A 23,438-nucleotide genomic window follows, 5' to 3' on the forward strand; every position below is an offset into this window, starting at 1 on the left:
ACTACTGCTACCGATTATCCATTAGAAAAGATAATACATTGGTTAGTTATCAATATCTTTATCGATAGTGACAGAAGATAAATAGTTAAGCAATGCGATATCGTTATCGACCCCCAGTTTTATCATGGCTGATTTCTTCTGACTACTAATTGTCTTAATACTACGATTAAGTTTTTTGGCAATATCAGTAACAAGAAAACCTTCAGCAAATAAACGTAGGACTTCGCTCTCTTTAGGAGATAAACGCTTATCTCCATATCCATTGGCATTAACCTTTTCAAGTAACTTGGAAACACTTTCAGGCGTAAACTGCTTCCCCTTTTGCAAAGCAGAAAGTGCTTTAGGCAAATCTGTTGGTGCTCCTTGCTTTAACACGATTCCCTCAATATCAAGCTCAAGTATAGCACTTAAAATAGCCGGATTATTGTTCATTGTAAGAACAATGATTGCCAATGTTGGGTAATGACGTTTAATATATTTTATCAGGGTGATACCATCACCATATTTATCCCCAGGCATTGACAAGTCTGTTATGAGAACATTTGCTTCTATATGTGGCAAGCTATTAATGAGCGTCGTTGAATTTTCAAATTCACCGACTACATTAATCCACTCAATTTGTTCAAGTGACTTGCGGATGCCAAACAAAACGATGGGATGGTCATCGGCAATAATGACATTAAGGTTATTCATATTATTGGTTACCTTGCTGCAACAGCTTTGTGATAAAGGAATCAATGAGGCTGATGCTATTTTTGATTTCTACTTCATTATTGTCTGCTATGTGTTTTTCCAACGCCTCACATGATGACCTAAGAAATTTCAAATCCAACATAGCAAACGCACCCTTAAGGCGGTGTACCGTTTGCGAAAGTGATATCAAATCATGTCGTTCTATATCAATATACAGTCTGGTAATGTCCATAGGTACTGTCTCTATAAACAATTTCCTGTAGTCGCTGTTTGCCAACTGAGTTTGATAACTTCTGAGGATATTGCCAATACTGCTATCAACATTATCAATTAAATCAATATATTTAATTAAATCACCTGCTGGTTTAGAGATGTCATAAATTTCTCTGGATCCATCTAAACTGAAATTTTCTTCAATCAGAAACGATATTGCATTGATAACATCATCAGCAAGATTGTAATTGCACTGAACCATTCCTGGCTTCAACTGCTTAAATCCTGCTAAGCTCCCCACTAATAATATAGTTGGTTTTTCCTGTTTGTACTGCTTTTCTTCTTTGTACTGCCTATCCGTAAGGATAATATCGTACTCTTCCGTAATGCCCTCTTTTCTTTTATCAAAATATACTGCACCATAATTATTGAGATAAGTATGGACGATTTTGCTGATCTCAGGGTTATGGATATCAATTAAAACCGTGATCCCTTCCAAAAGTTGGGGAGTCTCGCTATTTTCATCATGTTGCGATAAGAGCAAATTGATAACATAATGCGTTCCCAGCCCCAACTTGCTTTTAATATCAAGGCTTCCTCCCATTCTTTTACTCAACTGATTACATAAATAAAAAGTCATGTCAGAATGGGTAGAGTACTTATCTTCCACTGATTGGTTCAGAAAAGGATAATTTAAGCTGGTTAGATCTCTTTCACTTAAACCAGTGCCACTATCCATCAACTCAATCTGAATATGGTTGTCATATTTACCTGAGCTATTAACAACCAATGATATTTTACCATAACTGGTCGTCGTTATTGCATAATTAAACAACAATGTAACAATTTTACTTAATGCAACCTCATCTCCTATGAATAAAGATTCACGAGAAATATTAAAGTGATAATAAACCCTCAAACCTTTGGCATTTAATATCGGCAAAGAGACTTTCAAAATATCTTCCAACCGTGAAGATAGGGAAAATATTTCATTATCTGGCTGCCAATCCCCCAGTTCTAATTCATTGAGTAACGAAATGTTTTCAAGCCATTCAGTGATATATTTTGATTTATCTAATAACTTGTCCAATAACTTTTGCTCATTTTCATCTTGTGATAATAGCTGCAATTGGTTGGCAATATCATTAATATTATTAATGGGATTTTTTATTTCATTATTAATATTTGAAAGCATAGAACGCCTGCTCTGAATACTTTTATCATATTCCCGATGGGCAAATTGCAATCGCTTACTTGCCATGAATTCCTGATCTTTGTCTTGTAGTAAAAATAAGTAAGTTTCTGGTAATAAGCCATTGTTATATATTTTTACTTCATAAACTGCTTCATCAATGGATGCCTGAATTACACCATGATGTTGTTGTGCCATTGCCATAACTTTATTCAAATCCAGATGAGGCATCAACTGCTCTGCAACTTTATTAATTATCATTATCTGATTTGATTCAAAATCATAAACAACGACTCCAATAGGAATATTAGAGATAATATCCCTATTTAGGGCATCTTTAATTTTCAGTTCATGATCCATGGAAGCATTCGGTGCAATATATCGCCTACGGATATAAAATAACCCACTCAAAGAAAACAGAAAGAAAAGCAATATAGAAAGCAAAAGCCAGACATTCCTGAGCAACAAATCTACAATCAGCGCCTTCAGTGGGACTTGGTAAATCAATTTATATGGCACGACATCAAGAGGCTGAGAAAATTCTAGCCAAAAACCGCTCAATGAAACCTCAACTTTATCGGAAGTCTCAGGTTCATGTAAGTTGAGCGTATTCAAACGGAAATTTGCTGGCGACATATCAACCGGCAAAAGGTTATTAATGGGTAAATCAAAAGCAATAATAGTGGTTAATTGCCCTGTTGCATTAAATGCAGCTTTATAGGTGTAGAAATAAATATTTTCACTACGCAATACATTAATGGAGGAAATGCTCTCTTTTTCCTCCAAAGTGGAAGACTGATCCAACATCTCGGTGCGTTTGGTTTCAGGGTTCAGAGTCAGATAGCTCTCTTTGAATCTGATTTCTGGTTTTAAAATCGGATAGGTGGTTATCAATAACAAATTATTATCTTGCCCATTGAGGTAGTACATAGACAAGTATTCATTATGAGGCCCCCAGAGAATATCCAAATAGCTAGATAAGTACTGAGCAAGCTGGACACTCGAGTCGTTATATTGACCAAAAATAATGGCATCAACAGACTGATAACGATTTTCTAGCCAATAGACATCGGGACGCAATTTAAACAATGGCGTATTCTCCTGAGAGGAGATTGGCAGAGTATTTGACTGCTCAAAAATATGACTTGCATGGTAACGATAATCTTTAATCTGCAATCTCATCTTAGCGGTTACACTACTGATAGCATATTTTTTCTCCATCAACCAAATATCAAAATAGTTATACCCGAATAAAAATAGAGACGTAAAAAGCAAAGTAACAAATAACGCGTAAAAACGAGGAATAGCGGATGGCTTGATAGGTGGTTGTTTATACATTCTTTGGATAGTTGCCTTTAGTATGAATATATTTTGGTCAATTCGATATCAACCCGTCGATAAATAAGCCGGTGTACTGTGCTTAATATTAGCAGGTTAGCGAATAAAAAGGCCATTACAGATCGAAGATTGAGCAAACAGTGAAAAAACATAATTTTTTTTCTTTAGGGGCTAGACACATCAAAATGATATAGGCATAATCTCGCGCCATGGAAGGATGGCCGAGCGGTCGAAGGCAGCGGTCTTGAAAACCGCCGATGGGAAACCATCCTAGAGTTCGAATCTCTATCCTTCCGCCAAATTTCGCCGGCTTAGCTCAGTTGGTAGAGCAACTGACTTGTAATCAGTAGGTCACCAGTTCGACTCCGGTAGCCGGCACCATACAAGAACCCGTTATTTCCCGTAACCAATCGGTGAAATAGCGGGTTTTTACTTTATACACCCAACAAAATCTCCCGCATATATTCCCTGTCTATCTTCTCAATTTACTACTTTATTGGCCTGGTTATCTGACCTCTCATATCCAAACGACAAAGTCCTTTGACATACTAATAAATTATGTTACTCAACAAAGAAGTTTCTGATTGCTTTTTAACTTAATATGCTTCTGTTTTCTCCTTTTTACATAAATTATACATATCGATAACGGATTATAAGCACCACCCAATGTGTAATTATTTGTTTACACCTTGTGTACTATAGATTTGACAGACATAAATCAATCATTTAACCTGCGGGTCTTATAACTATTTCTCAACATATTCAGAAATGAGGATCGCGTGAAAAATCGCACTATTGGCAGTATTTTTATCGTTGCTGGAACGACGATTGGCGCAGGGATGTTAGCAATGCCATTGGCAACGGCGGGTGTGGGGTTTGGAACTACATTTGCTATGTTAGTCGTTCTGTGGGCTTTAATGAGTTATACAGCACTCTTGCTCGTAGAAGTGTATCAACATAATAAATTTAACACTGGATTAGGGACTATCGCGAAACGCTACCTTGGGTTAGGTGGGCAGGTGTTGACTGGCTTCAGTATGCTTTTCCTTATGTATGCCCTGACAACGGCTTATATTAGTGGTGCGGGTGAATTACTGGCGACTTCCCTCTCTTCTTGGTTGGATAAACCTATTTCTGTCTCTGCCGGGATCAGCATTTTTACCATTATTGGTGGTGGGATAGTCTGTATTGGTACCCAATCTGTCGATTTTATTAACCGCCTGTTGTTTACCGCTAAAATTGTTTTTCTGGTGATCGTACTCGGCGTAATGATGCCTCATGTTGATAAAATCAACCTCATTTCCATGCCTATTGAGCAAGGATTAGCACTCTCTGCCATCCCGGTTATTTTTACTTCATTCGGATTTCACGGTAGTGTGCCAAGTATCGTTGCCTATATGGGAGGAGATACCAACAAGCTACGGAAAATCTTTATCATCGGTAGTGCCATACCACTGTTAGCCTATATTCTGTGGCAATTGGTAACACTCGGCGCTATTTCTTCAAATACATTTGTAGGTATTCTTGCACAAGAATCTGGCCTAAATGGGTTATTGAAAGCGGTGAGAGAAATTGTCGCTTCACCCAAAGTGGAGTTTGCCGTTCATCTGTTTGCCGATCTTGCGCTAGCCACCTCATTTCTCGGTGTTGCCTTAGGGTTATTTGATTACCTTGCTGACCTTTTTAAGCGCCGCAATCACGCCAAAGGGCGTTTACAAACAGGGTTAATGACTTTTGCTCCACCATTGCTCTGTGCATTGTATTACCCTAATTTTGTTATGGCACTGACATTTGCGGCTGTTGCCCTCTCCATTCTCGCATTGTTATTACCTTGCCTGCTGGTTTGGCGTAGCCGTGATGAAAACAAAGAAGGTTATCGTGTCAAAGGAGGTAAACCAGCATTAGTCTTTGTGTTCCTGTGTGGGCTTGCAGTTATTACCATTCAAATTGGTATTGTTACAGGTATACTGCCAAACATAGGGTAAGTTTATCTTGTCTAAGGTTATCCGCATAAGTGTTAATGCAGATAACCTTGCAGCATTTTCGTCTAATTAAAAACTCAAACCAACGCCAACATAAAAACCATCGGAAACCTTGTTATTACGATTACCATGACTACCCCGTATGTCAATGACACGGTAGCCAACATCTACACTCAGGGGTTTGAAAAATGTATAACGTGCTCCTCCTGTAGCCTCAGTATAAGAATCCATTCCTGACGTTAAGCCTGATGGCGAACCGTAAGCCTCACCATACAGGGATAAAGAAGAAGTCACGGCCCAACTAAGGCCAGCACCTACAGCCAATGCAGCGCCATCTTTCCCATCTTTGGGGGACAAATAAAGTCCTTTTGCGCCGACGTTTGCAGCTAATGGACCAAATGGCAGACCGAAGCCTAAACCTAAACTACCAAGCTGGCCATTGTGATCACTGCGAGTCCAGTTACCCGTCAGAGACAGGCCAGCATATTTATCACCAATCCCCACTGAGGTGCTTGTGCTGTGTTTTCCCACCTGAGCATCTATAGAGAGAGCATTTGCTGAGCCAGCTATAAAAAACAAACTAGCGGCACCAATAGCAAAAAAACCTTTCATAATCTTGTCCTTTAATTATTCAATGCCTATATGAGCTAAGATATTGTACTTAAACCGACGTGACGTTATAGATGATAAAAAGCAAGGAAATGTTTAGATTCATAAAGATATGTAATTAACGTTATCATTTATTATGTTTACTATTTATCTCTGTTACCCATTGCTTAACTTGTTGGCGCGAAACCTTTATTCCTCCATTTTTCAGTTGTGCAGGTAACACATAGCAGGCAATAGGCCGCTGAAAAGCTGCGGTTTTATCCGTAAGCCAATCAATAAGTGTTTCTGTTAGCGCAGGATATTGAGTTTCAATTACCGCTACTGGCCGATGACCGAATTCAATATCAGGAATGGGAACAACAAAACTCTGTTCAATTTGAGGATGTTGGTTAATGATCCGCTCAATATCTTCTGGCTGGATACCCTCCCCACCACTGAAAAATTGGTTATCGAGGCGCCCTACAATCCGTAACTCCCCCTGTTCAAATACGCCTCGATCCCGGGTCGAAAACCATCCTTCGTTATCTGCCAATGGCTGCAATTCCCCATTAAACCAATAACCACTCGCAATACTATCAGCACGGATCTGAATTTCTTCATCGACTAAGCGAATGGACTTTCCAGGGAGTGGATTACCTACCCCGGGCAGCTCATCAGCCCGTTTTGCGCAAACAGTTGATGCTATTTCTGTCAGCCCATAGCCACACCAGCAACGAATACCTAATTCTTCAGCCCGCTGGGTCAGCGACGTCGGTATCATAGCACCTCCCAATAACACTTCTTTTAATGTCAATGAATAGTTATGGGGTTGTTCCAGCAAACGCCACAGTTGGGTAGGTACAAGTGATGCATGGGTACAACCTGACAGCGCACGATCCAACGGATGTAAATCCCGCAGCACTAATGTTGCTCCTGTTTGTAACCAACGCCAAAGGATCCCTTGGCCTGAAACATGAAACAGAGGCAATGACAGTAACCAACTATCATCTGGCTGAAAATCCATGCGGGAAAGAATGCCTTGTGCGCTGGCAAGATGAGCGCCAATGGAATGTACCGCAGCTTTAGGCAATCCAGAAGAGCCGGAGGTCAGGATCATGCTGGCAGGACGTTGACTTTCCCACAACACCAATAGGTTGTTTTTTGCCCGCCGATCATGTTTCGCCGGAAACTTTTGTTGCCAGTCAAGTATCTTAACTGGCATAACAGGCGAAGGTGAGTCCGTGAAATCCACTCCATAATCCATATTGAGATGAGGCAATAGCTCCACCAACAACCGATCAGGTAACTGAGGATTAAGAGGTAACGCTCTGGCGCCACATCGCAGGACAGCCAGGTAACACAACAGAAGTTCCGCGCTGTTCTTGCCTCTCAGGATCACACCTCTACCTTCCACAACACCCTGTTGGTGGAAATGGACAGCAATAGCATTGATGCTTTGCGTTAATTGATGCCAGGTTAGTTGCTCATCATATAACTGAATAGCCTGTTTTTCAGGCAAGGCCGTAGCCCAATGCTGCCACGGCCATTGAATCCACTCTATTACTGACATTCACTACTCCACACCATAGCCAGTTTATCCAGCATGACACACGGAATATTACTATCAGGCCAACAACGGATAAGTTGTGACTGGATAAGATCCAAAGTATCCAAGCCCGGAAGTGAATTAGGTGTGAGCCATTGAGTAAGACGAGCCAATTGTGTCAAACCAAAGCTACTTTCAATGCTGGAGCTAATCACTGCCTCTAACCCTAACTGATGAGCTTCGATAATTAATTGACGGCAACGGCCAATACTGCCCACCAATGTTGGTTTGATGATAATGGCAGAGACGCCCTCCTGAGCTTCTACGGTAAAACCGGCTTCACGGACACTTTCATCCCATGCAATGGCGATACCCGTTTCACGAGCAAACGCCAGAGATTCTTCCCGGGTTTTGCAGGGTTCTTCAATAAAAGCAATTCGGTGCCGATAATCTGGATTGACATATTTAGCGAAGCCCTCTGCTTTTGTGCGTGTCCAACTGCGGTTAGCATCTAATCGCAACCGGAGATCAGGCACTGCCTCAAGCATCACATTCACTACCATGCCATCCCGTACGGCTTCATACAGCCCAACTTTCACTTTAGCAATCTTATGGCCTGTCATACTTCCCAAACGCAGGATCACATCATCGGGATCGCCCGTACATAAAGGCGCCTTGCAATAATTGGCTGTTTCAGGCAACTCTCCCTGTAATTCAGCCAGTGCACAGCTCACGCCAAACGCAACGGAAGGACGATCGCTTTCTTCCGGTTGCGTGTCCAAACACCATTGTTGCAGCCATTTCACCGCCAATGTTTTAGCTTGTTCAAGCGTTTCATGGCTAAATTCAGGTAATGGGGAAATTTCTCCCCAACCATCTCGTCCATTTTCCTGTAAGTGCACCAAAAAACCGTCACGGGTTTTCAGGCGCTGATAACGCAAAATAATGCCTGCCTCCATGGGCAGGCTGAATTGGTATAAAGTCGCTTTACGCATAATGGATGACAACTTACGGATTACGCTTGAACTTACTGAAATCAGGATGGCGTTTTTCGTTGAACGCATTGCGCCCTTCCTGCCCTTCTTCGGTCATGTAGAACAGCATGGTGGCATTGCCCGCCAATTCCTGTAAACCAGCCTGACCATCACAATCTGCGTTCAATGCCGCTTTCAGGCAACGCAACGCCATTGGGCTGTTTTCCAACATTTCACGACACCAGCGCACAGTCTCTTTTTCCAATTCGGCATAAGGTACAACAGTGTTTACCAATCCCATATCCAATGCTTCCTTAGCATTGTATTGGCGGCACAGGAACCAGATTTCGCGCGCCTTTTTCTGTCCTACGATCCGCGCCATATACGATGCTCCCCAGCCGCCATCGAAGGAACCGACTTTAGGGCCTGTTTGACCGAAAATGGCGTTATCCGCCGCGATAGTCAAATCACACATCAAATGCAGCACGTGCCCACCGCCAATGGCATAACCCGCAACCATAGCAACGACAGGTTTTGGGCAAGTACGGATCTGCCGCTGAAAATCTAATACATTCAGATGGTGTACTCCGTTGTCATCTTGATAACCACCATAATCGCCACGGATCTTTTGGTCGCCTCCAGCACAAAACGCTTTTTCCCCCATTCCCGTCAGAATAATCGCACCAATCTCCTCGTCATAACGAGCATCTGCCAACGCCTGAATCATCTCTTTGACGGTCAGGGGACGGAACGCATTACGTACCTGTGGGCGATTAATCGTAATCCTGGCAATGCCGTCTGTGGATTTATGGTAGAGAATATCTTCAAACCCTTGGGAACAATCTTGCCATTCAATAGGGGCATACAATTTTTCTTCGCTTGGGTAACGCATTATTGTGTTTCCTTAACCAAAAAGTGATAAAAAACAGTTCACTGCGCTGGCAAAAGCCACAGGATTGCCATAATGAGCATTATGTCCAACTTGAGGAATCGTTGTTAATGGCAGTGTATATTGCTGCGCTATGCTCTGGAATTTACGATCATTTTCCCCACATGAGTAAGAGAAAGGAATCGATATGTGTTGTAAAGCAGGAACTAGCCAAGGTTGGTATCCTAAAGAGGTATTTTCCAGCATATCTGCGATACGATCTCCCCTGTTTTGACTGCGCAGATGAATAAGTTGCTCACGTTGTGCCGTCGTTAAATCAGCAAATATCGGTTGTTGATACCAATCAGGCAAAACTGACATCATTGGCTCTTGACGAAAACGCTGTGCCCAATGCTGATCATTGCGTAACCGCATATCACGCTCCTGCCGGGAAAACAGCCCCGGATTTCCTCCTTCCACCAGCAACCCGCGCAAGCCATTTTGTTTGCCATAGAGCGCATGGTACATGGCAATTCGTCCTCCCAGTGAATAGCCAATCAAACAGTAATCATTGATTGGATACTCGGCCAGAGTGGCTATCAGCAATTCACTCATCTCGGCAAAACCGCCGGTCAAATTCGCATCGACGGAATTACCGTGCCCCGGTAAATCAACAACCAATGAAGGATATCGATCACAAGCACTCACGACAGGAGACCAATCGTCGCCGCTTCCCAATAATCCATGCAACCAAACTAACCATGTCCCTTGATTATGTGTATGAAATGTCCGACAGTTTAGTTTCACAAAGCCGCCACCTGTTTTAGCAGTTCTTGCAGGCATACCGCTCCTGCATTGCCTGGAACCTTTAACTCAACCAATGTTGTCTCTTTACGATCCCATACTTGTTGGGCACACCGTTTTAATTCCGACCAATTTTGTGGTGCCGCATAATTCAGGCCGAACATAGCAGCAACATGATCAAAATTGACATCTTGCGGCATACAGTAAAAACGCTGGCGTTCTTCCTGCGGTGTTGGTAATAGAGAAAAAATCTGCCCGCCATTATTATTCATTATGATCAATAACATAGGAGCAGAAAGATTGCGTAATAAAGCCAGGCTATTCAGATCATAGAGGGCAGAGATATCACCTATAATCGTGAGTGTCGGTTTATTGGTTGTCCGTTGTACACCTGCTGCGGTCGCGATCAAGCCATCTATACCACTGGCACCTCGGTTACTGTAAACCGGATAACCCACGGGAAGCTGCCCTAAAGCATCAACCAAACGCACAATCAAGCTATTGCCGACAAACAATTGGCCCTGCTCTGGCAACAATTGATGCAATTGATGCGCAACCGCTGCCTCGCTGAATTCTCCCGTCAACTTTGTTTCAACACATTTAAACGCGCTTTTTGACCATGAATGCAATTCATGTGCCCAAGGTGCTTGTGAATATGCGGGATGTTCCCGTAACCAATCAGTCACACTGCAAGTGAATTTGCGCCCTCTATGGTTTGCAGGATCAAGCCTGCCGACAATGGGATCGACAATCCAATACTGCTCAGGTTGGCATTTAGCCCGCCACTGCAACAGTCGCTTGCCAGTCAGGCTGGCGCCAAATTGGATCACCAATTGCCCTTGCGCCAGAATCTCCTGAGTGCGGGAGTGAGTGAGCCATAAATCTGCATATGGCAAAGGCTGCCCCGTTTGGGACAACACATCACCAATAAGCGGCCATCCCATCTCTTTTGCCCACTGGGCAACATATTTCCCCTCTTCTGCACTCATTCTCCCTGCCAGTACAATCCCCTGTTTTTTCTGCCAAATATCCCAATCAACGGCCTTGATGGTGGTATGCATTTCTGGCTGAGTCAACCACGGTTCATTCCCTTGCCACCAATCCCCCAATGTTTGCAACCAATCTTGATGCGCTGTCATCTCATTACCATACAAAGGCTCCGCAAACGGGCAATTAATATGTAGAGCACCTTGTTTCAGATTTGACATTGCATTATCGATGGAAGAAACCAACCAACTGGCAGGAATCTCTGTGGTTGGTCGTGGCAGTGCTAAAGTTTGCGCGGGATGAGAAGCAAAAATGCCTACCTGACGAATAGCTTGATTGGCACCACAATCGATTAATTCAGACGGCCTATCCGCGGTGAGAAATACCAATCGTTCTCCCGTCAAGCCCGCTTCAATTAAAGAAGGGTACAAATTGGCAACTGCCGTTCCAGACGTCACAATAACCGCAATCGGCTCTTTGCCCGCTTTTGCCAATCCTAAGGCCAAATAGCCCAACCCACGCTCATCAAAATGAGTATGACAGATCAACTTATGGTTTTCTGCGGCAGCCAATGTCAATGATGTTGAACGAGAGCCGGGAGCAATGCAGACATGACGCAATCCGTGGCGGGTTAATGCTTCCAATAAAAGTTCCGCCCAGCGGCGGTTGAGTGCGCTGTTTGACATATAATGCCCAAAAAATTCTTTCAAAAATGATGCCAAAGAATAAGAGATAATTATATAAGACGTTCTTGATCTTAATGCGGATAAAAACGATTTCCTTATCTTAGTTCAAGGAATTGTCATTTAATTGGCGATATTTCAGCTATAAATGAGAAATATAAAATCCATTGATAACAAAACTGAAAATTAATTAGTGATTGAGCTAATACCTTCTCAGATAAATCTGAATACGATCATCTAACGTTATCTGCAAGTGATAACAATACCCATATAATTACTAATGTAAATCACCAATACAATATTGTTTGGAATTCACACACAAAAGAGAATAACCGAATATCAATTTCGCTAACATTTTCGGTATGTGGATTAAAAATAGTATTTAATTTTGAAATATAGTCATTATACGATCAATAAACCACATTTTTATACTGAAAAATAAATCAATCTCACTTTAACCAAGTTATTTCAAATGAAAACCTCAACAACCAATAATATTCACTCTTCGGTAATAAAAAATATTTACACTCAGTCTAAGTTTTTTTCATTGAAATCAACCCCAATATTAATCCTTATTTTTCAAAAAATTTTTACGACAGAGAAACAAAGTCACAACCAATTGATTTAAAACAAATAAAATTTAATTAAAAACATAAGTGTCATTCTTATATATTATTTCATATAGATATGATACCAATAAAAAATCAAATGATCGTAATTATTTCACAAAATTTTTCCATTGATATAAATTCACGCAGTACGTATTATTCTGCCTCTTCAAAAATGAAGAATGTAAAAATTCATCTTAATCTAAATTAAATTAAACTCCGTCTGGTCCTGCTATTTGTAAAACCAACAAGCAGTATAAAAAGGGGATAGCGTGTCATATCTTTATTTCCGTCCGATGGGCTTTCATAGATATCGGTATAAGCTGTTATCGTTATTTATATCACTAAGTTGTTTAATAACAACGGAATCCGCTCAGGCAGATTACGATGCGTTAATTCAACAAGCCAGAAATGGCAATACCAATCCCATGCTCGAATATATTCGTCAGGAGGAGAAACGACATCGTCTTTCTTCCTCGCAAGTTGCCGATTGGTTGCAAATTGCAAGCTGGGCTGGACATGATGATGAAGTCATTTCTCTCTGGCAGCGCTATCGCTCAATGGCTATACCCGCCAGAGGGATAGCGGCCGTTGCCCGCGCTTATCGCAACCAACGTCAATGGTCACAAGCAATACAGCTATGGCGCACAGCCCTGGCCCTGGACAAGCAGAACAGAGACATCAAAGCTGGCCTTATCATGACACTCGCCGATGCCAAACAAGACGCAGAAGCCCGACGTTTGGCAAAAGATTTATTGGCTCATCAACCCGACGCTGCTAATTACCGTTTGCTGGCCTACGTTGACCAGTCAGCTGGCCGGATATGGAATGCCATGCAAGTGCTTTCTATCGCGCATAAACGGTTTCCCGACAATCAAGACGTTACTCAAGACTATCTGTTCAGCCTAAAAAACAATCGAGTCAGTGATCCGGCATGGCGCCTGGGACAACAGCACGCTACACAATTAACCACGGCGCAACTGCGCAGGCTGGAAGCTGACGCTGTAGCAGAACTGGTTCGTTTGTCAATGATCCCTAATCGTAGTGAAAAAGAGCGCTTTGACATTGCTGACAGGGCACTTGCACGCTACGAACATATGCTTAACCAATGGCACAACCTACCCGATGCACAACAAGATTACCAACGGGCGCGCATTGATCGGCTTGGTGCCCTTCTTTCCCGCCATCGGCTGCAAGAAGTTATTGATGAATATCTGGCTTTGCAAAAACAAGCTGAGCAGAAACAAAGCATACATATCCCAGGATATGCGCAGAAATGGGCAGCGGCAGCCTACCTGAATCTGCGCCAGCCAGAAAAAGCACGAAATATTCTGCACTCCTTGAACTATTCTTTTTTGAATCATCCTGATGAAAATATCTCGTCGTCAGGGAAAATATCATCGCCCAATATTCCCCTTGAAGATGATATCGTCCTTTTTTATGCGAATGTGGAAAGTGAGTATCTGGATGCAGCTCAACAACTTGCCACCGATATCAAGCAACGCAATCCTTATATGCTTAATGTCTTTGGCTCTCCCATTCGTGTTCCGAATGATGACTGGCTACAAGGGCAGCAATTTTTAGCGGAATCTGCACAATTACGCGAAGATCTTGCCGAAGCAGAAAAACGCTTTACCCATTTAGCCCGCACCGCTCCCGGCAATCAGAAATTACGGATTGACCTGGCGGCTATCTGGCTGGATCGTGGTTGGCCACGTCGTGCTGAGAGTGAATTAAAGCAAATTGAAGGACTCGATCACCGTAATCTGGCATTGGAAATCCAGCAAGGTTATACCGCCCTGACTCTGCAAGAATGGCATCAGATGGATTTGCTGGCCGATGATGTGATTACCCGCGCACCAGAAGATATGCTTGCTAAACGCTTTAACCGTCTGCGCAATGTGCATCATATGTCAGAACTGCAACTTAAGGTTAATCAAGGCATTAATTCAGATAACCCAGAAAGTGGCAGACACAGTTCAGATATTGACACTGTACTTTATAGCCCTCCTTTTGAGGATAACTGGCGCTTATTTGCTGGTGGTGCTTACAATCGCGGCCAATTTTCAGAAGGCCGAGGCTTGAACCGTGATTTACGTGGCGGTGTAGAGTGGCGTTCGCGGGATTTTTGGCTGGAAAGTGAAGCTTCTGCACGTAATTATCGTCATGGCAGCAAGGTGGGATTGCGAATCGCAACCTGGTATGACTTCAATGATCAATGGCGACTGGGTGGCTCCGCAGAACGCTTCGCCCGTAATACCCCCCTGCGTGCGTTAAGCAATAATATCCATGCTCATGGTGGGCAAATTTACACTCGCTGGAGATACAGCGAACGCAGCCAGTGGAGTGCTCGCTTTGCCCCGGCATTCTTTTCAGATGGCAACCATCGTTTTGAATATGGCATTGACGGCCTTCAACGCCTATATACCGCCTCTTACCTGAAGCTCGATGCGCAGTTGGAACTGAGTACAACTCACAATACCCGGCAAAATACACCCTATTTCAATCCCAAAAGCGACTTTACCTTCCTGCCTGAACTGGAAGCGGATCACATCATGTATCGGCACTATCAAACCGTCTGGAGCCAGCAAGTTGTGGCTGGGATTGGGCAATATTGGCAGCAAGGGTACGGCAGTGGCCTAATCACAATGGTGGGATATGGCCAACGTATTAAATGGAATGATGTTATTGACGTAGGGGTAAGACTCACGCTGGATAAACGTCCTTATGACGGTAAACGAGAAAGTAATCTGCAAGCTGCTTTTGATTTAATCTATCGGTTCTAAAGGATTTTCTATGACACACAATGTTTTTCGTCATTGGTTGATGATATCGGCACTACTGGTTAGCCTGTTGGTCCCCCAGTTTGGCATGCTGGCATATGCAGAAAAACCTGATTTCGTTCCACCAGCACAACGGCCGCTTCCCCTGAATGAACGCCCTTGGCCTAAAAATGGTTTTGTGGTTCTCGCTTACCATGATGTTGAAGATGATGGTGCAGATCAGCGTTTTATGTCAGTCCGTACCAGCGCATTGAACGATCAGTTTGCCTGGCTGCGGGAAAATGGCTACCAGCCTGTTACTGTCGATCAAATTCTTATCGCCAATCAGGGAGGTACGCCACTGCCTCCCAAGGCCGTATTGCTGACTTTCGATGATGGCTATAGCAGTTTCTACCATCGCGTATTTCCGCTGCTGAAAGCTTATAACTGGCCTGCTATTCTGGCCCCCGTTGGCATCTGGGTTGATGCACCAGCCAAAAAACCCGTTGATTTTGGTGGATTGATGGTAGCGCGGGAGCGCTTCACTACCTGGGAACAGGTGGCTGAAATGTCTCGTTCTGGTTTAGTGGAAATAGGTTCCCATACTTATCAGCATCATTATGGCGCCATCGCTAACCCACAAGGCAATACCGAGCCGGCCGCGGCCATTCGCATTTACGATCCGAAAACAGGTAACTATGAAAGTGAGCAAGCGTTTCGCCTGCGGATGGAAAAGGATATTGCTACTATTACCCAAAGAATTATCGCTGCCACAGGCAAGCAGCCACGGGTCTGGATTTGGCCTTATGGCATCGATAGCGGTGTTACACTGGAAATAGCTAAACGTTACGGCTACAAAATGGCATTGACTCTGGACAACGGGCTGGCAAACGTCAACAATCTTGATAATGTTCCACGTATCTTGCTCACACATAACCCTTCCCTGAAAGAATTCGCCGAGCAGGTAATTCAGGTACAGAATAAACCAATCTTACGAATTGCCCATATTGATCTGGATTATGTTTATGATCCTGATCCCGTTCAACAAGCCCATAATCTCGACAAGCTGGTTCAACGCATTGCCGATCTACGCGTCAACACCGTTTTCCTGCAAGCCTTTGCTGATCCCAAAGGTGATGGCAATGTACGTGAGCTCTACTTTCCTAATCGCTGGCTCCCAATGCGGGCTGATCTCTTTAACCGTGTTGCCTGGCAATTGCACAGCCGCCTGAACATTGAAGTTTATGCGTGGATGCCCATTCTGGCCTTTGAACTGGAGTCTTCACTCCCGCGGGTGATGAGCTATGACGCCAGTCATAACAAGCTATTTGTAAATCCGACACAATATCGTCGTTTATCGCCTTATAACCCAGAAAACCGCCGAAGGATCAAAGAGATTTATCAAGATTTGGCCTCTCACGCTATTTTTCAGGGCATCCTGTATCACGATGACGCAGTCATGTCCGATTTTGAAGATGCTAGTGCAGATGCCATCAAAGCTTATCAGGCCGCAGGTTTATCTGCTTCCATTGCAGAAATTCGGCAAGATCCAGAACAATTCACCCGTTGGACACGCTTTAAAAGCCAATACCTGATTGATTTTACTCATGAGTTAACCAAAGAACTTAAGTCAATACGGAGTTATCAGATCAAAACTGCTCGCAATATTTTTGCCCTGCCCATTCTGGAACCGGATAGCGAAGAGTGGTTTGCCCAAAATCTGGATGATTTCCTCGCTCACTACGATTGGATTGCTCCAATGGCTATGCCATTGATGGAAAATGTGCCTCTAGCAAAAAGCAACCAGTGGTTATCCCGATTGGTGAAAATCATTGCACAACGCCCACAAGCACTGGACAAAACTGTTTTTGAATTGCAATCCGTAGATTGGCGCAAGCCACTGGATAAAAGAGCGATCCCAGGGCACCAATTAGCAGAGTGGATGCGTCAATTGCAGCTCAATGGTGCGCAGAGCTTCGGTTACTATCCTGATGACTTTCTCAATAATCAACCAGAAATGAATGAGATTCGCCCTGTTCTTTCTCCTGAATGGTATCCACTTAATGATTGATCGTATTATTGCTTTTGCAGTGCTCTGCCTGGTATTAAGCATCCCTCTCGGTATCGCTATCACCTTTACCGGGGAAGTCATGCTGAACTTTGTCTTTTTCTGGCCTTTGTTCATGTCGGCTATCTGGATCTCAGGAGGGATCTATTTCTGGATCTATCGGGAAAGGCATTGGAAAATCGTTGATGAAGAAGTCCCGCATCTTGAAGGAAAACCTCTAATTTCAATTTTGATCCCTTGCTACAACGAGGGGCCAAATGTTCGCGAGACACTGCTGGCGGCCTTAAACCAGCGCTATCCCAATATTGAAGTGATCGCTATCAATGATGGTTCAACCGACAGCACCGCGGATGAACTCAATGCGATGGCGAAACAACATCAAGCCTTGAGAGTGATACACCTGAAACAGAATCAAGGCAAAGCCACTGCACTTCAAGCAGGTGCTGCTGCCGCGAAAAGTGATTATCTGGTCTGTATTGATGGCGATGCCCTATTAGATCGCGATGCAGCTGTTTGGCTGGTCAAGCCCATGATTGATCATCCCCGTGTTGGTGCTGTTACAGGCAATCCCCGCGTTCGCACACGATCCACCTTAGTTGGGCGCATTCAGGTTGGGGAATTTTCTTCCATCATTGGTCTAATCAAACGTACCCAACGGGTTTATGGTCAAGTCTTTACCGTTTCAGGTGTTGTTGCAGCCTTTAATCGCAGGGCACTGGCCGACGTGGGGTATTGGAGTAATGACATGATCACAGAAGATATTGATGTGAGTTGGAAACTCCAGTTACGCCATTGGTCCATCTTTTTCGAACCCCGTGCTATCTGCTGGATCTTAATGCCTGAAACCCTACGAGGATTATGGAAGCAGCGGTTACGCTGGGCACAGGGTGGAGCCGAAGTTTTCCTGAAAAACCTGCGTCAATTGTGGTCATGGCAATATCGCCGCATGTGGGGGTTATTTGCTGAATTCTGCTGTTCCGTTATCTGGTCATTTACATTTGCCCTTTCCATCATTTTATTTTTACTCGGCATGTTCATCACATTACCGGAAAACATTCGCGTCTATACACTATTTCCACCTGGGTATACGGGATTAGTTCTGGCGGCTACCTGCCTGATCCAGTTTACCGTCAGTTTAGTGATTGAACGACGCTATGAAAAACACGTTGCCTCATCGCTGTTCTGGGTGATTTGGTATCCGATGGTTTATTGGATGCTAAATCTATTTACGACCTTGGTATCTTTTCCCAAAGTGATGCTTAAAGTACACAGAAAACGTGCTCGCTGGGAAAGCCCTGACAGGGGAATAGAGAGAATCGAATCATGAAAGAACCCTTGATTTTTACCGAACAAAGGTTATGGCCTCGTTTAATTGATATTCTGTTGACCATCCTGGCTTGGGCTGGTTTTATCTATTTATTCATGGTGGGATTATTTTACGCTTCCCATAATGGTCCCAGGCCTTTTACTTCGACATTATTTACTTCAGAACTGGACGTCATTGCCTTTTATATTGCCATTGCCATATTTAATGCATTTTTGCTAATTGGCTGGGCAAAATACAACCAACGTCGATTTAGGATCGAACGTCGTTGCCATCGACCTGCGTTAACCCACACTGAGGTGGCGCAGAGTTTTACTTTGGAGCAAAAGTTATTTGATACCTTAAGGCAAAGCAAAGTTTCCAGTATCACTTATGACAATCATGGACATATAATAGGAATCAATGAAGATGTATCAATATAGAAATAGCCATTTATTCACTAAGAATGAAATTATACCTTAAAGGTATCAATTAGATTGCCAATAATCTTATTTGGCAGGCAACAATTTTACAACCTATCTCATTAAGGAAATAATACTAAATGAGATAGGTTTTGGCTGAAAACAGATTTTATCAAAAACTTTAACACGACCATTTACAATATGAAAAACAAATACTGGATGAAAAATATATACTGGAACCCGATATGAAATTGATTGAACGGATTCATTATCTTTATAAACGCACTATTTTTAAACGTTGTGTCTCCAGATTATTTCTACGGTTATTGATAACCTTATGCTTAATCATCGTCACATGTAATTCAGCAGTAATGGCTATGCCTGACACCAATGAAAAACAAATGATCAATGAAAAGACAGCGCTCAACGAAAATGTTGCGCGGGTAGTTTCTGGAATTATCAGTTATACCCATTGGCCTATTACACCTACTATCCTGCACTTATGTCTGGTTCCTCCATCCAATTACATTAGCGCCTTAACCCACATTGATATGATTTCTGATCACACAGAACTGCAAGTTGAAACACTAAATTTCAACGTAGAACAACTCATAGAAAAATGTGATGTAATTTACTATGGTCAAGTTGATCCACAACTTCAACACCAGGTGATCAACCTGAAAAATGACAAGCCATTGCTTACCATTGCTGAAAATAATCCGAACTGTGAAATTGGCAGCGCATTTTGCCTCAACATTAACAGCACTCCGGCAACATTTAGCCTCAATCTTGATATTCTCACGCGCAGCGGCGTGCGCGTACATCCGAATGTCCTGCAATTGGCTCGTAAGGTGGAATAATCTATATGAAAAAACGTTATTCACTGATGCCATCGCGCCCGACTTTACGTCATGCTTTCCACCGGATCCATTTGGTCATTACGTTTATCATATTATCCGTAGTCGGCTTGTTTTTATCGTTACTGGCACTGCTTGCCATGCAGAAATACGCCGAAAACAGTTTAAAACTGATTGCCACAGCCATTGCCCATACCGCACAGGCAGCCGTGGTATTTCAGGATAAAACCGCAGCAAACGAAATATTGGAAATGATTGCCGTTCACGATGGCTTTACAGAAGCCAAAATTTTTGATGCTAAACAGCAGGTGTTAGCCAGTTGGCAAGCCAATCAAGAGACACGTACTGGCAATTTCAAGAAATTGATCGAGCACTGGCTTTTTCCTGAACCTTTCACCCTGCCAATTTATCACCATCAGCAAAAAGTAGGCTCAGTCTGGTTAATTGGTAACAGTTGCCACATCATCAAATTTATTTATCAGGCCCTGCTGGTGCTATTTGCTTGTCTGCTGTTCAGTGCCGTCATTTCACTCTACCTCTCATTGCGTATGCATGATGGTATCGTCAGAGCTCTGCAAAACATTACGGCCGTCGCCCATGATGTGCGGCAACGGCGGACATTTTCACGACGCGTGCCCTCTGCCCATATTGCTGAGCTGCATGAGCTAAGCCAGGTTTTCAATCACCTGCTAGAAGAGCTGGAAGAGTGGCAACACCACCTGCAAACAGAAAAAGCCGCTTTAACCTGGCAAGCACAACATGATTCCCTGACAGGACTGCCAAATCGGGCAACTTTTGAACGCGTTCTTTCAACCGTCATGAGCGATAAATTTATGCGTGAAAGTGCAGCGATATTATTTATTGATGGTAACAGGCTGAAATATGTCAACGATGTCTATGGACATGCTGCCGGCGATCACGTGCTTGTCACTATCGCCGCCACATTAAAACGAAGAGTAAGAAAAACAGATACCGTTGCCCGACTTGGCGGGGACGAATTTGCTATCCTGTTGCCTTCCACCAATCTAGAAGATGCAGAACGCGTTGCTAAAAATATCATTCATGCCATGGATACCCCCATTCTCCTGCCCAACGGACAACATCTACGTATCACACTCAGCATCGGTGTTGCATTATCCAATGGTGAACTAACAGCAGAACAACTACTCTCTGAAGCCGATGCGGCGATGTATCACATTAAGCAACGAGGCGGTGGCTGGTATTCCGCTGATACAACAAAACTAAACTATCTATCAAGGAACCCTCTATGAGCAGAAATCGTTATTGTGTATTTATCTTTGCGTTTATTGGCGCACTTTTCCTCAGCGCCTGCCAGAATAAAGGAGCTTTGACAGCCGCACAAATCACCGCACTTAAACAACAGGGATTTCAACAAACCGATGAAGGCTGGTTATTTGGTATATCAGAAAAAGTGTTGTTTGGTAATGACCAATTTCACTTACGTCCAGAAGGTGAAACAAAATTAAAACAACTCGCAAGTATTTTATCCAAAGTTGGTATCCACCACGCACGCCTTGATGGACACACTGACAATTATGGAGAAGTGAATTACAACAATCAATTATCATTGAAACGAGCCAACACCGTTGCAGATGCACTGACACAGGGAGGTATGCAGCGTACTAATCTGACAACCCGTGGATTAGGGCCAAGCCAACCTATCGCCGATAACCGAAGCTCAAAAGGTCGGGCAGAAAATCGCCGAGTTGCTATTGTGATAACGACACCATAATAGCTATACCATGAAGCAGACAATATGGGTTTTAACACAGCCCTATTTATTACGGGCAGCCTGATAATATATTGATATAAATCAAATAATAATTTAGCCACGGATGGCAGTAATATTTGTTTATCTTGATCATCCTCAGCAATTATAAAAAAATCCCCCCCAATTTTGCCATATAGTCATATAGTTATTTCCCGTCTTTAAATTCTTCCTGTAACATAGCCAAAGTTGTTTTCGCAAAAAAAGAGCCTCTTCTTTTGTAATCAATAAGTTAATAAAATTTTGCATAGTTTGGATAACAAGCCTACTGTTAAGTAATGAGCTTTATCAAGAAAGGAGATATGATGGGGCTGAATCTGAAATCATACCGATCCCTGTATCAAATGTTTGTGATGTTATTCATCACCATCACTGCCAGCACAGGTTTTATATTCTGGAGATTATTTTCCAATTATCAGGATAATATCCAACCAGATGTAGAATTAGGCTGTGTATTTATATTAATGTCTCTGCTTACGTTCATATCTGCGATGTTTTTTTATAAACATACCAAAACCATTACTATCCCTGAATATCGTTTGAAAAAAGCGATTAAAAATAAGCAATTCATTCCCTATATACAGCCAATTATTTGTAGTAAAAACAATGAAATTATTGGAAGTGAAATCCTTGTTCGCTGGCAACACCCAATTCATGGATTATTGACACCAAACAAATTTATCGCACAAATTGAAAAATCAGATTTGATTATTCCCTTAACGCATAACCTAATCACCCAAGTGAGAGACTATTTTTCGCCTATTGCTCATCAATTACCTACAAATTTCCATTTTAATTTCAATATTAGCGCAAAACATTATAAAGATGTTAGGTTAATTGATGATTGTCATCATTTTCTGAAATCATTTCCAGCAAACTCCATTAAACTGATTTTGGAAATTACCGAACGAGAATTATTGGAACTCGATAACCATACTATGAGTTTATTCAATAAATTGGATGAATTAGGCGTATTAATTGCACTGGACGACTTTGGCACAGGTTTCTCTAATTACAATTATTTACAAAAACTTAATGTTAACCTAGTGAAAATCGGACATAACTTTATTAGCAAAATGAATACCGATATGGTTTCAAAAAATATTGTGGAAAATATCATTGACCTTGCCCTACGATTGCATCTGGAAATTGTGGCAGAAGGAATTGAAAACCAAAAACAGGTTAATCAGTTAACGAACTATTCTGTCGATTATTTGCAGGGCTATTACTTTGACCGTCCGATGCCATTGGAAGAGTTTGTCAAGAAATGGTTATGATAAGGATTCTCCCTACAAAATAAATCTCTTCAAGCATATTTATCAAAGGGATAATGCTAGAGAAACCCGACTGCCCTGCCAATTTCTCCAGCGCTGTAGGAGTAATCACTTTACCATTACCGTTAAAGGAGGTCATATGTTCGTTATACGATATAAAAAATGTATCGCCATCAAAAAAACAACCAGAGTTCAGCTCAACATAGTTCCTAACAAAATCATCAAGATTATTTACATCCATCAAATAGACTTCATCCTTTATATAGGAATCTTTATTAATTATAAAAACATCACTACAAAAATATTCTTTTAAATTAATGACCTTTAATATTTCAGAATCATCCATTCCGTTCCAATCTTCTATCTTTTTTAAAAGTTTAAATCTGCTTTCCTGTGCAAACCCGACATAATTTAGCAATATCAATTCGCCACCAATAATAGGGTAAAACATCAAGTCAGCTCTACAGAATAGCACCGCCACACGTCG

18 protein-coding genes and 2 tRNA genes are annotated in these 23,438 nt (G+C 42.4%); 11 read left to right on the plus strand and 9 right to left on the minus strand.

Going from position 1 to position 23,438, the window contains the following annotated elements:
• Nucleotides 1–42: 42 nt before the first annotated feature.
• Entirely contained in the window at nt 43–693 is a 651-nt protein-coding gene (rcsB, locus tag BDE27_RS10150; protein WP_099133644.1) for a response regulator transcription factor RcsB, read from the minus strand.
• Between the two features lies 1 nt (nt 694).
• Entirely contained in the window at nt 695–3,436 is a 2,742-nt protein-coding gene (gene rcsD / locus BDE27_RS10155) for a phosphotransferase RcsD (protein WP_099133642.1), read from the minus strand.
• A 211-nt stretch (nt 3,437–3,647) separates the two neighbouring features.
• Between rcsD and BDE27_RS10160 the strand changes: the two genes are divergently transcribed.
• The 3 genes from BDE27_RS10160 (at nt 3,648) to tyrP (ending at nt 5,421) form a co-directional block, all read left to right on the plus strand.
• A tRNA-Ser gene (locus tag BDE27_RS10160) sits at nt 3,648–3,735 on the plus strand.
• A gap of 6 nt (nt 3,736–3,741) precedes the next feature.
• Nucleotides 3,742–3,817: transfer RNA gene (locus tag BDE27_RS10165), tRNA-Thr, on the plus strand.
• A 398-nt stretch (nt 3,818–4,215) separates the two neighbouring features.
• Nucleotides 4,216–5,421, plus strand: a complete 1,206-nt coding sequence (tyrP, locus tag BDE27_RS10170; protein ID WP_099133640.1) for a tyrosine transporter TyrP — start codon at nt 4,216–4,218, stop codon at nt 5,419–5,421.
• A 66-nt stretch (nt 5,422–5,487) separates the two neighbouring features.
• Here tyrP and BDE27_RS10175 read toward each other — a convergent pair whose 3' ends face one another.
• From BDE27_RS10175 to menD, 6 genes are all read right to left on the minus strand, one after another.
• A complete protein-coding gene (locus BDE27_RS10175; protein WP_099133638.1) occupies nt 5,488–6,030 on the minus strand; it encodes a YfaZ family outer membrane protein in 543 nt (180 codons plus the stop codon).
• Nucleotides 6,031–6,154: 124 nt separating this feature from the next.
• Nucleotides 6,155–7,576 (minus strand): o-succinylbenzoate--CoA ligase, encoded by a 1,422-nt coding sequence (menE, locus tag BDE27_RS10180; RefSeq protein ID WP_099133636.1) that lies wholly within the window; start codon nt 7,574–7,576, stop codon nt 6,155–6,157.
• Nucleotides 7,567–8,547 (minus strand): o-succinylbenzoate synthase, encoded by a 981-nt coding sequence (gene menC, locus BDE27_RS10185; RefSeq protein WP_099133692.1) that lies wholly within the window; start codon nt 8,545–8,547, stop codon nt 7,567–7,569. The genes menE and menC overlap by 10 nt, the downstream gene beginning before the upstream one ends.
• Before the next feature lie 13 nt (nt 8,548–8,560).
• Nucleotides 8,561–9,418, minus strand: a complete 858-nt coding sequence (gene menB, locus BDE27_RS10190; protein WP_099133634.1) for a 1,4-dihydroxy-2-naphthoyl-CoA synthase — start codon at nt 9,416–9,418, stop codon at nt 8,561–8,563.
• A gap of 12 nt (nt 9,419–9,430) precedes the next feature.
• Complete coding sequence (menH, locus tag BDE27_RS10195) at nt 9,431–10,237, minus strand: 2-succinyl-6-hydroxy-2,4-cyclohexadiene-1-carboxylate synthase (RefSeq protein ID WP_099133632.1); 807 nt, start codon at nt 10,235–10,237, stop codon at nt 9,431–9,433.
• Complete coding sequence (gene menD, locus BDE27_RS10200) at nt 10,198–11,871, minus strand: 2-succinyl-5-enolpyruvyl-6-hydroxy-3-cyclohexene-1-carboxylic-acid synthase (protein ID WP_099133630.1); 1,674 nt, start codon at nt 11,869–11,871, stop codon at nt 10,198–10,200. Before menD ends, menH begins: the two co-directional genes overlap by 40 nt.
• An 877-nt stretch (nt 11,872–12,748) precedes the next feature.
• Between menD and pgaA the strand changes: the two genes are divergently transcribed.
• From pgaA to BDE27_RS10240, 8 genes are all read left to right on the plus strand, one after another.
• A complete protein-coding gene (pgaA, locus tag BDE27_RS10205) occupies nt 12,749–15,262 on the plus strand; it encodes a poly-beta-1,6 N-acetyl-D-glucosamine export porin PgaA (protein ID WP_208638581.1) in 2,514 nt (837 codons plus the stop codon).
• Nucleotides 15,263–15,272: 10 nt separating this feature from the next.
• Nucleotides 15,273–17,309 (plus strand): poly-beta-1,6-N-acetyl-D-glucosamine N-deacetylase PgaB, encoded by a 2,037-nt coding sequence (gene pgaB, locus BDE27_RS10210; protein WP_099133626.1) that lies wholly within the window; start codon nt 15,273–15,275, stop codon nt 17,307–17,309.
• A complete protein-coding gene (gene pgaC / locus BDE27_RS10215) occupies nt 17,302–18,633 on the plus strand; it encodes a poly-beta-1,6-N-acetyl-D-glucosamine synthase (protein WP_099133624.1) in 1,332 nt (443 codons plus the stop codon). The genes pgaB and pgaC overlap by 8 nt, the downstream gene beginning before the upstream one ends.
• Nucleotides 18,630–19,052, plus strand: coding sequence for a poly-beta-1,6-N-acetyl-D-glucosamine biosynthesis protein PgaD (gene pgaD / locus BDE27_RS10220; RefSeq protein WP_099133622.1), 423 nt, complete (start codon nt 18,630–18,632; stop codon nt 19,050–19,052). Before pgaC ends, pgaD begins: the two co-directional genes overlap by 4 nt.
• Before the next feature lie 356 nt (nt 19,053–19,408).
• On the plus strand, nt 19,409–19,891 hold the full coding sequence (gene yfiR, locus BDE27_RS10225; protein WP_244208747.1) for a regulatory sequestration protein YfiR: 483 nt from the start codon (nt 19,409–19,411) through the stop codon (nt 19,889–19,891).
• Nucleotides 19,892–19,896: 5 nt separating this feature from the next.
• On the plus strand, nt 19,897–21,159 hold the full coding sequence (gene dgcN / locus BDE27_RS10230; RefSeq protein WP_099133618.1) for a diguanylate cyclase DgcN/YfiN: 1,263 nt from the start codon (nt 19,897–19,899) through the stop codon (nt 21,157–21,159).
• Nucleotides 21,156–21,641, plus strand: a complete 486-nt coding sequence (gene yfiB / locus BDE27_RS10235) for an outer membrane lipoprotein YfiB (protein WP_099133617.1) — start codon at nt 21,156–21,158, stop codon at nt 21,639–21,641. Before dgcN ends, yfiB begins: the two co-directional genes overlap by 4 nt.
• Before the next feature lie 338 nt (nt 21,642–21,979).
• On the plus strand, nt 21,980–22,954 hold the full coding sequence (locus BDE27_RS10240) for an EAL domain-containing protein (protein ID WP_244208748.1): 975 nt from the start codon (nt 21,980–21,982) through the stop codon (nt 22,952–22,954).
• On the opposite strand, the gene BDE27_RS19920 is transcribed toward BDE27_RS10240, so the two are convergent.
• Nucleotides 22,938–23,402 carry a hypothetical protein gene (locus tag BDE27_RS19920; protein WP_244208749.1) on the minus strand — a complete coding sequence of 155 codons (465 nt, stop codon included), beginning with the start codon at nt 23,400–23,402 and terminating at the stop codon, nt 22,938–22,940. The two genes, BDE27_RS10240 and BDE27_RS19920, sit on opposite strands and share 17 nt — an antisense overlap.
• Nucleotides 23,403–23,438: the final 36 nt, after the last annotated feature.

Origin of the sequence: Xenorhabdus ehlersii, assembly GCF_003610465.1 — a bacterium.
GTDB classification, from domain to species: Bacteria; Pseudomonadota; Gammaproteobacteria; order Enterobacterales; family Enterobacteriaceae; genus Xenorhabdus; species Xenorhabdus ehlersii.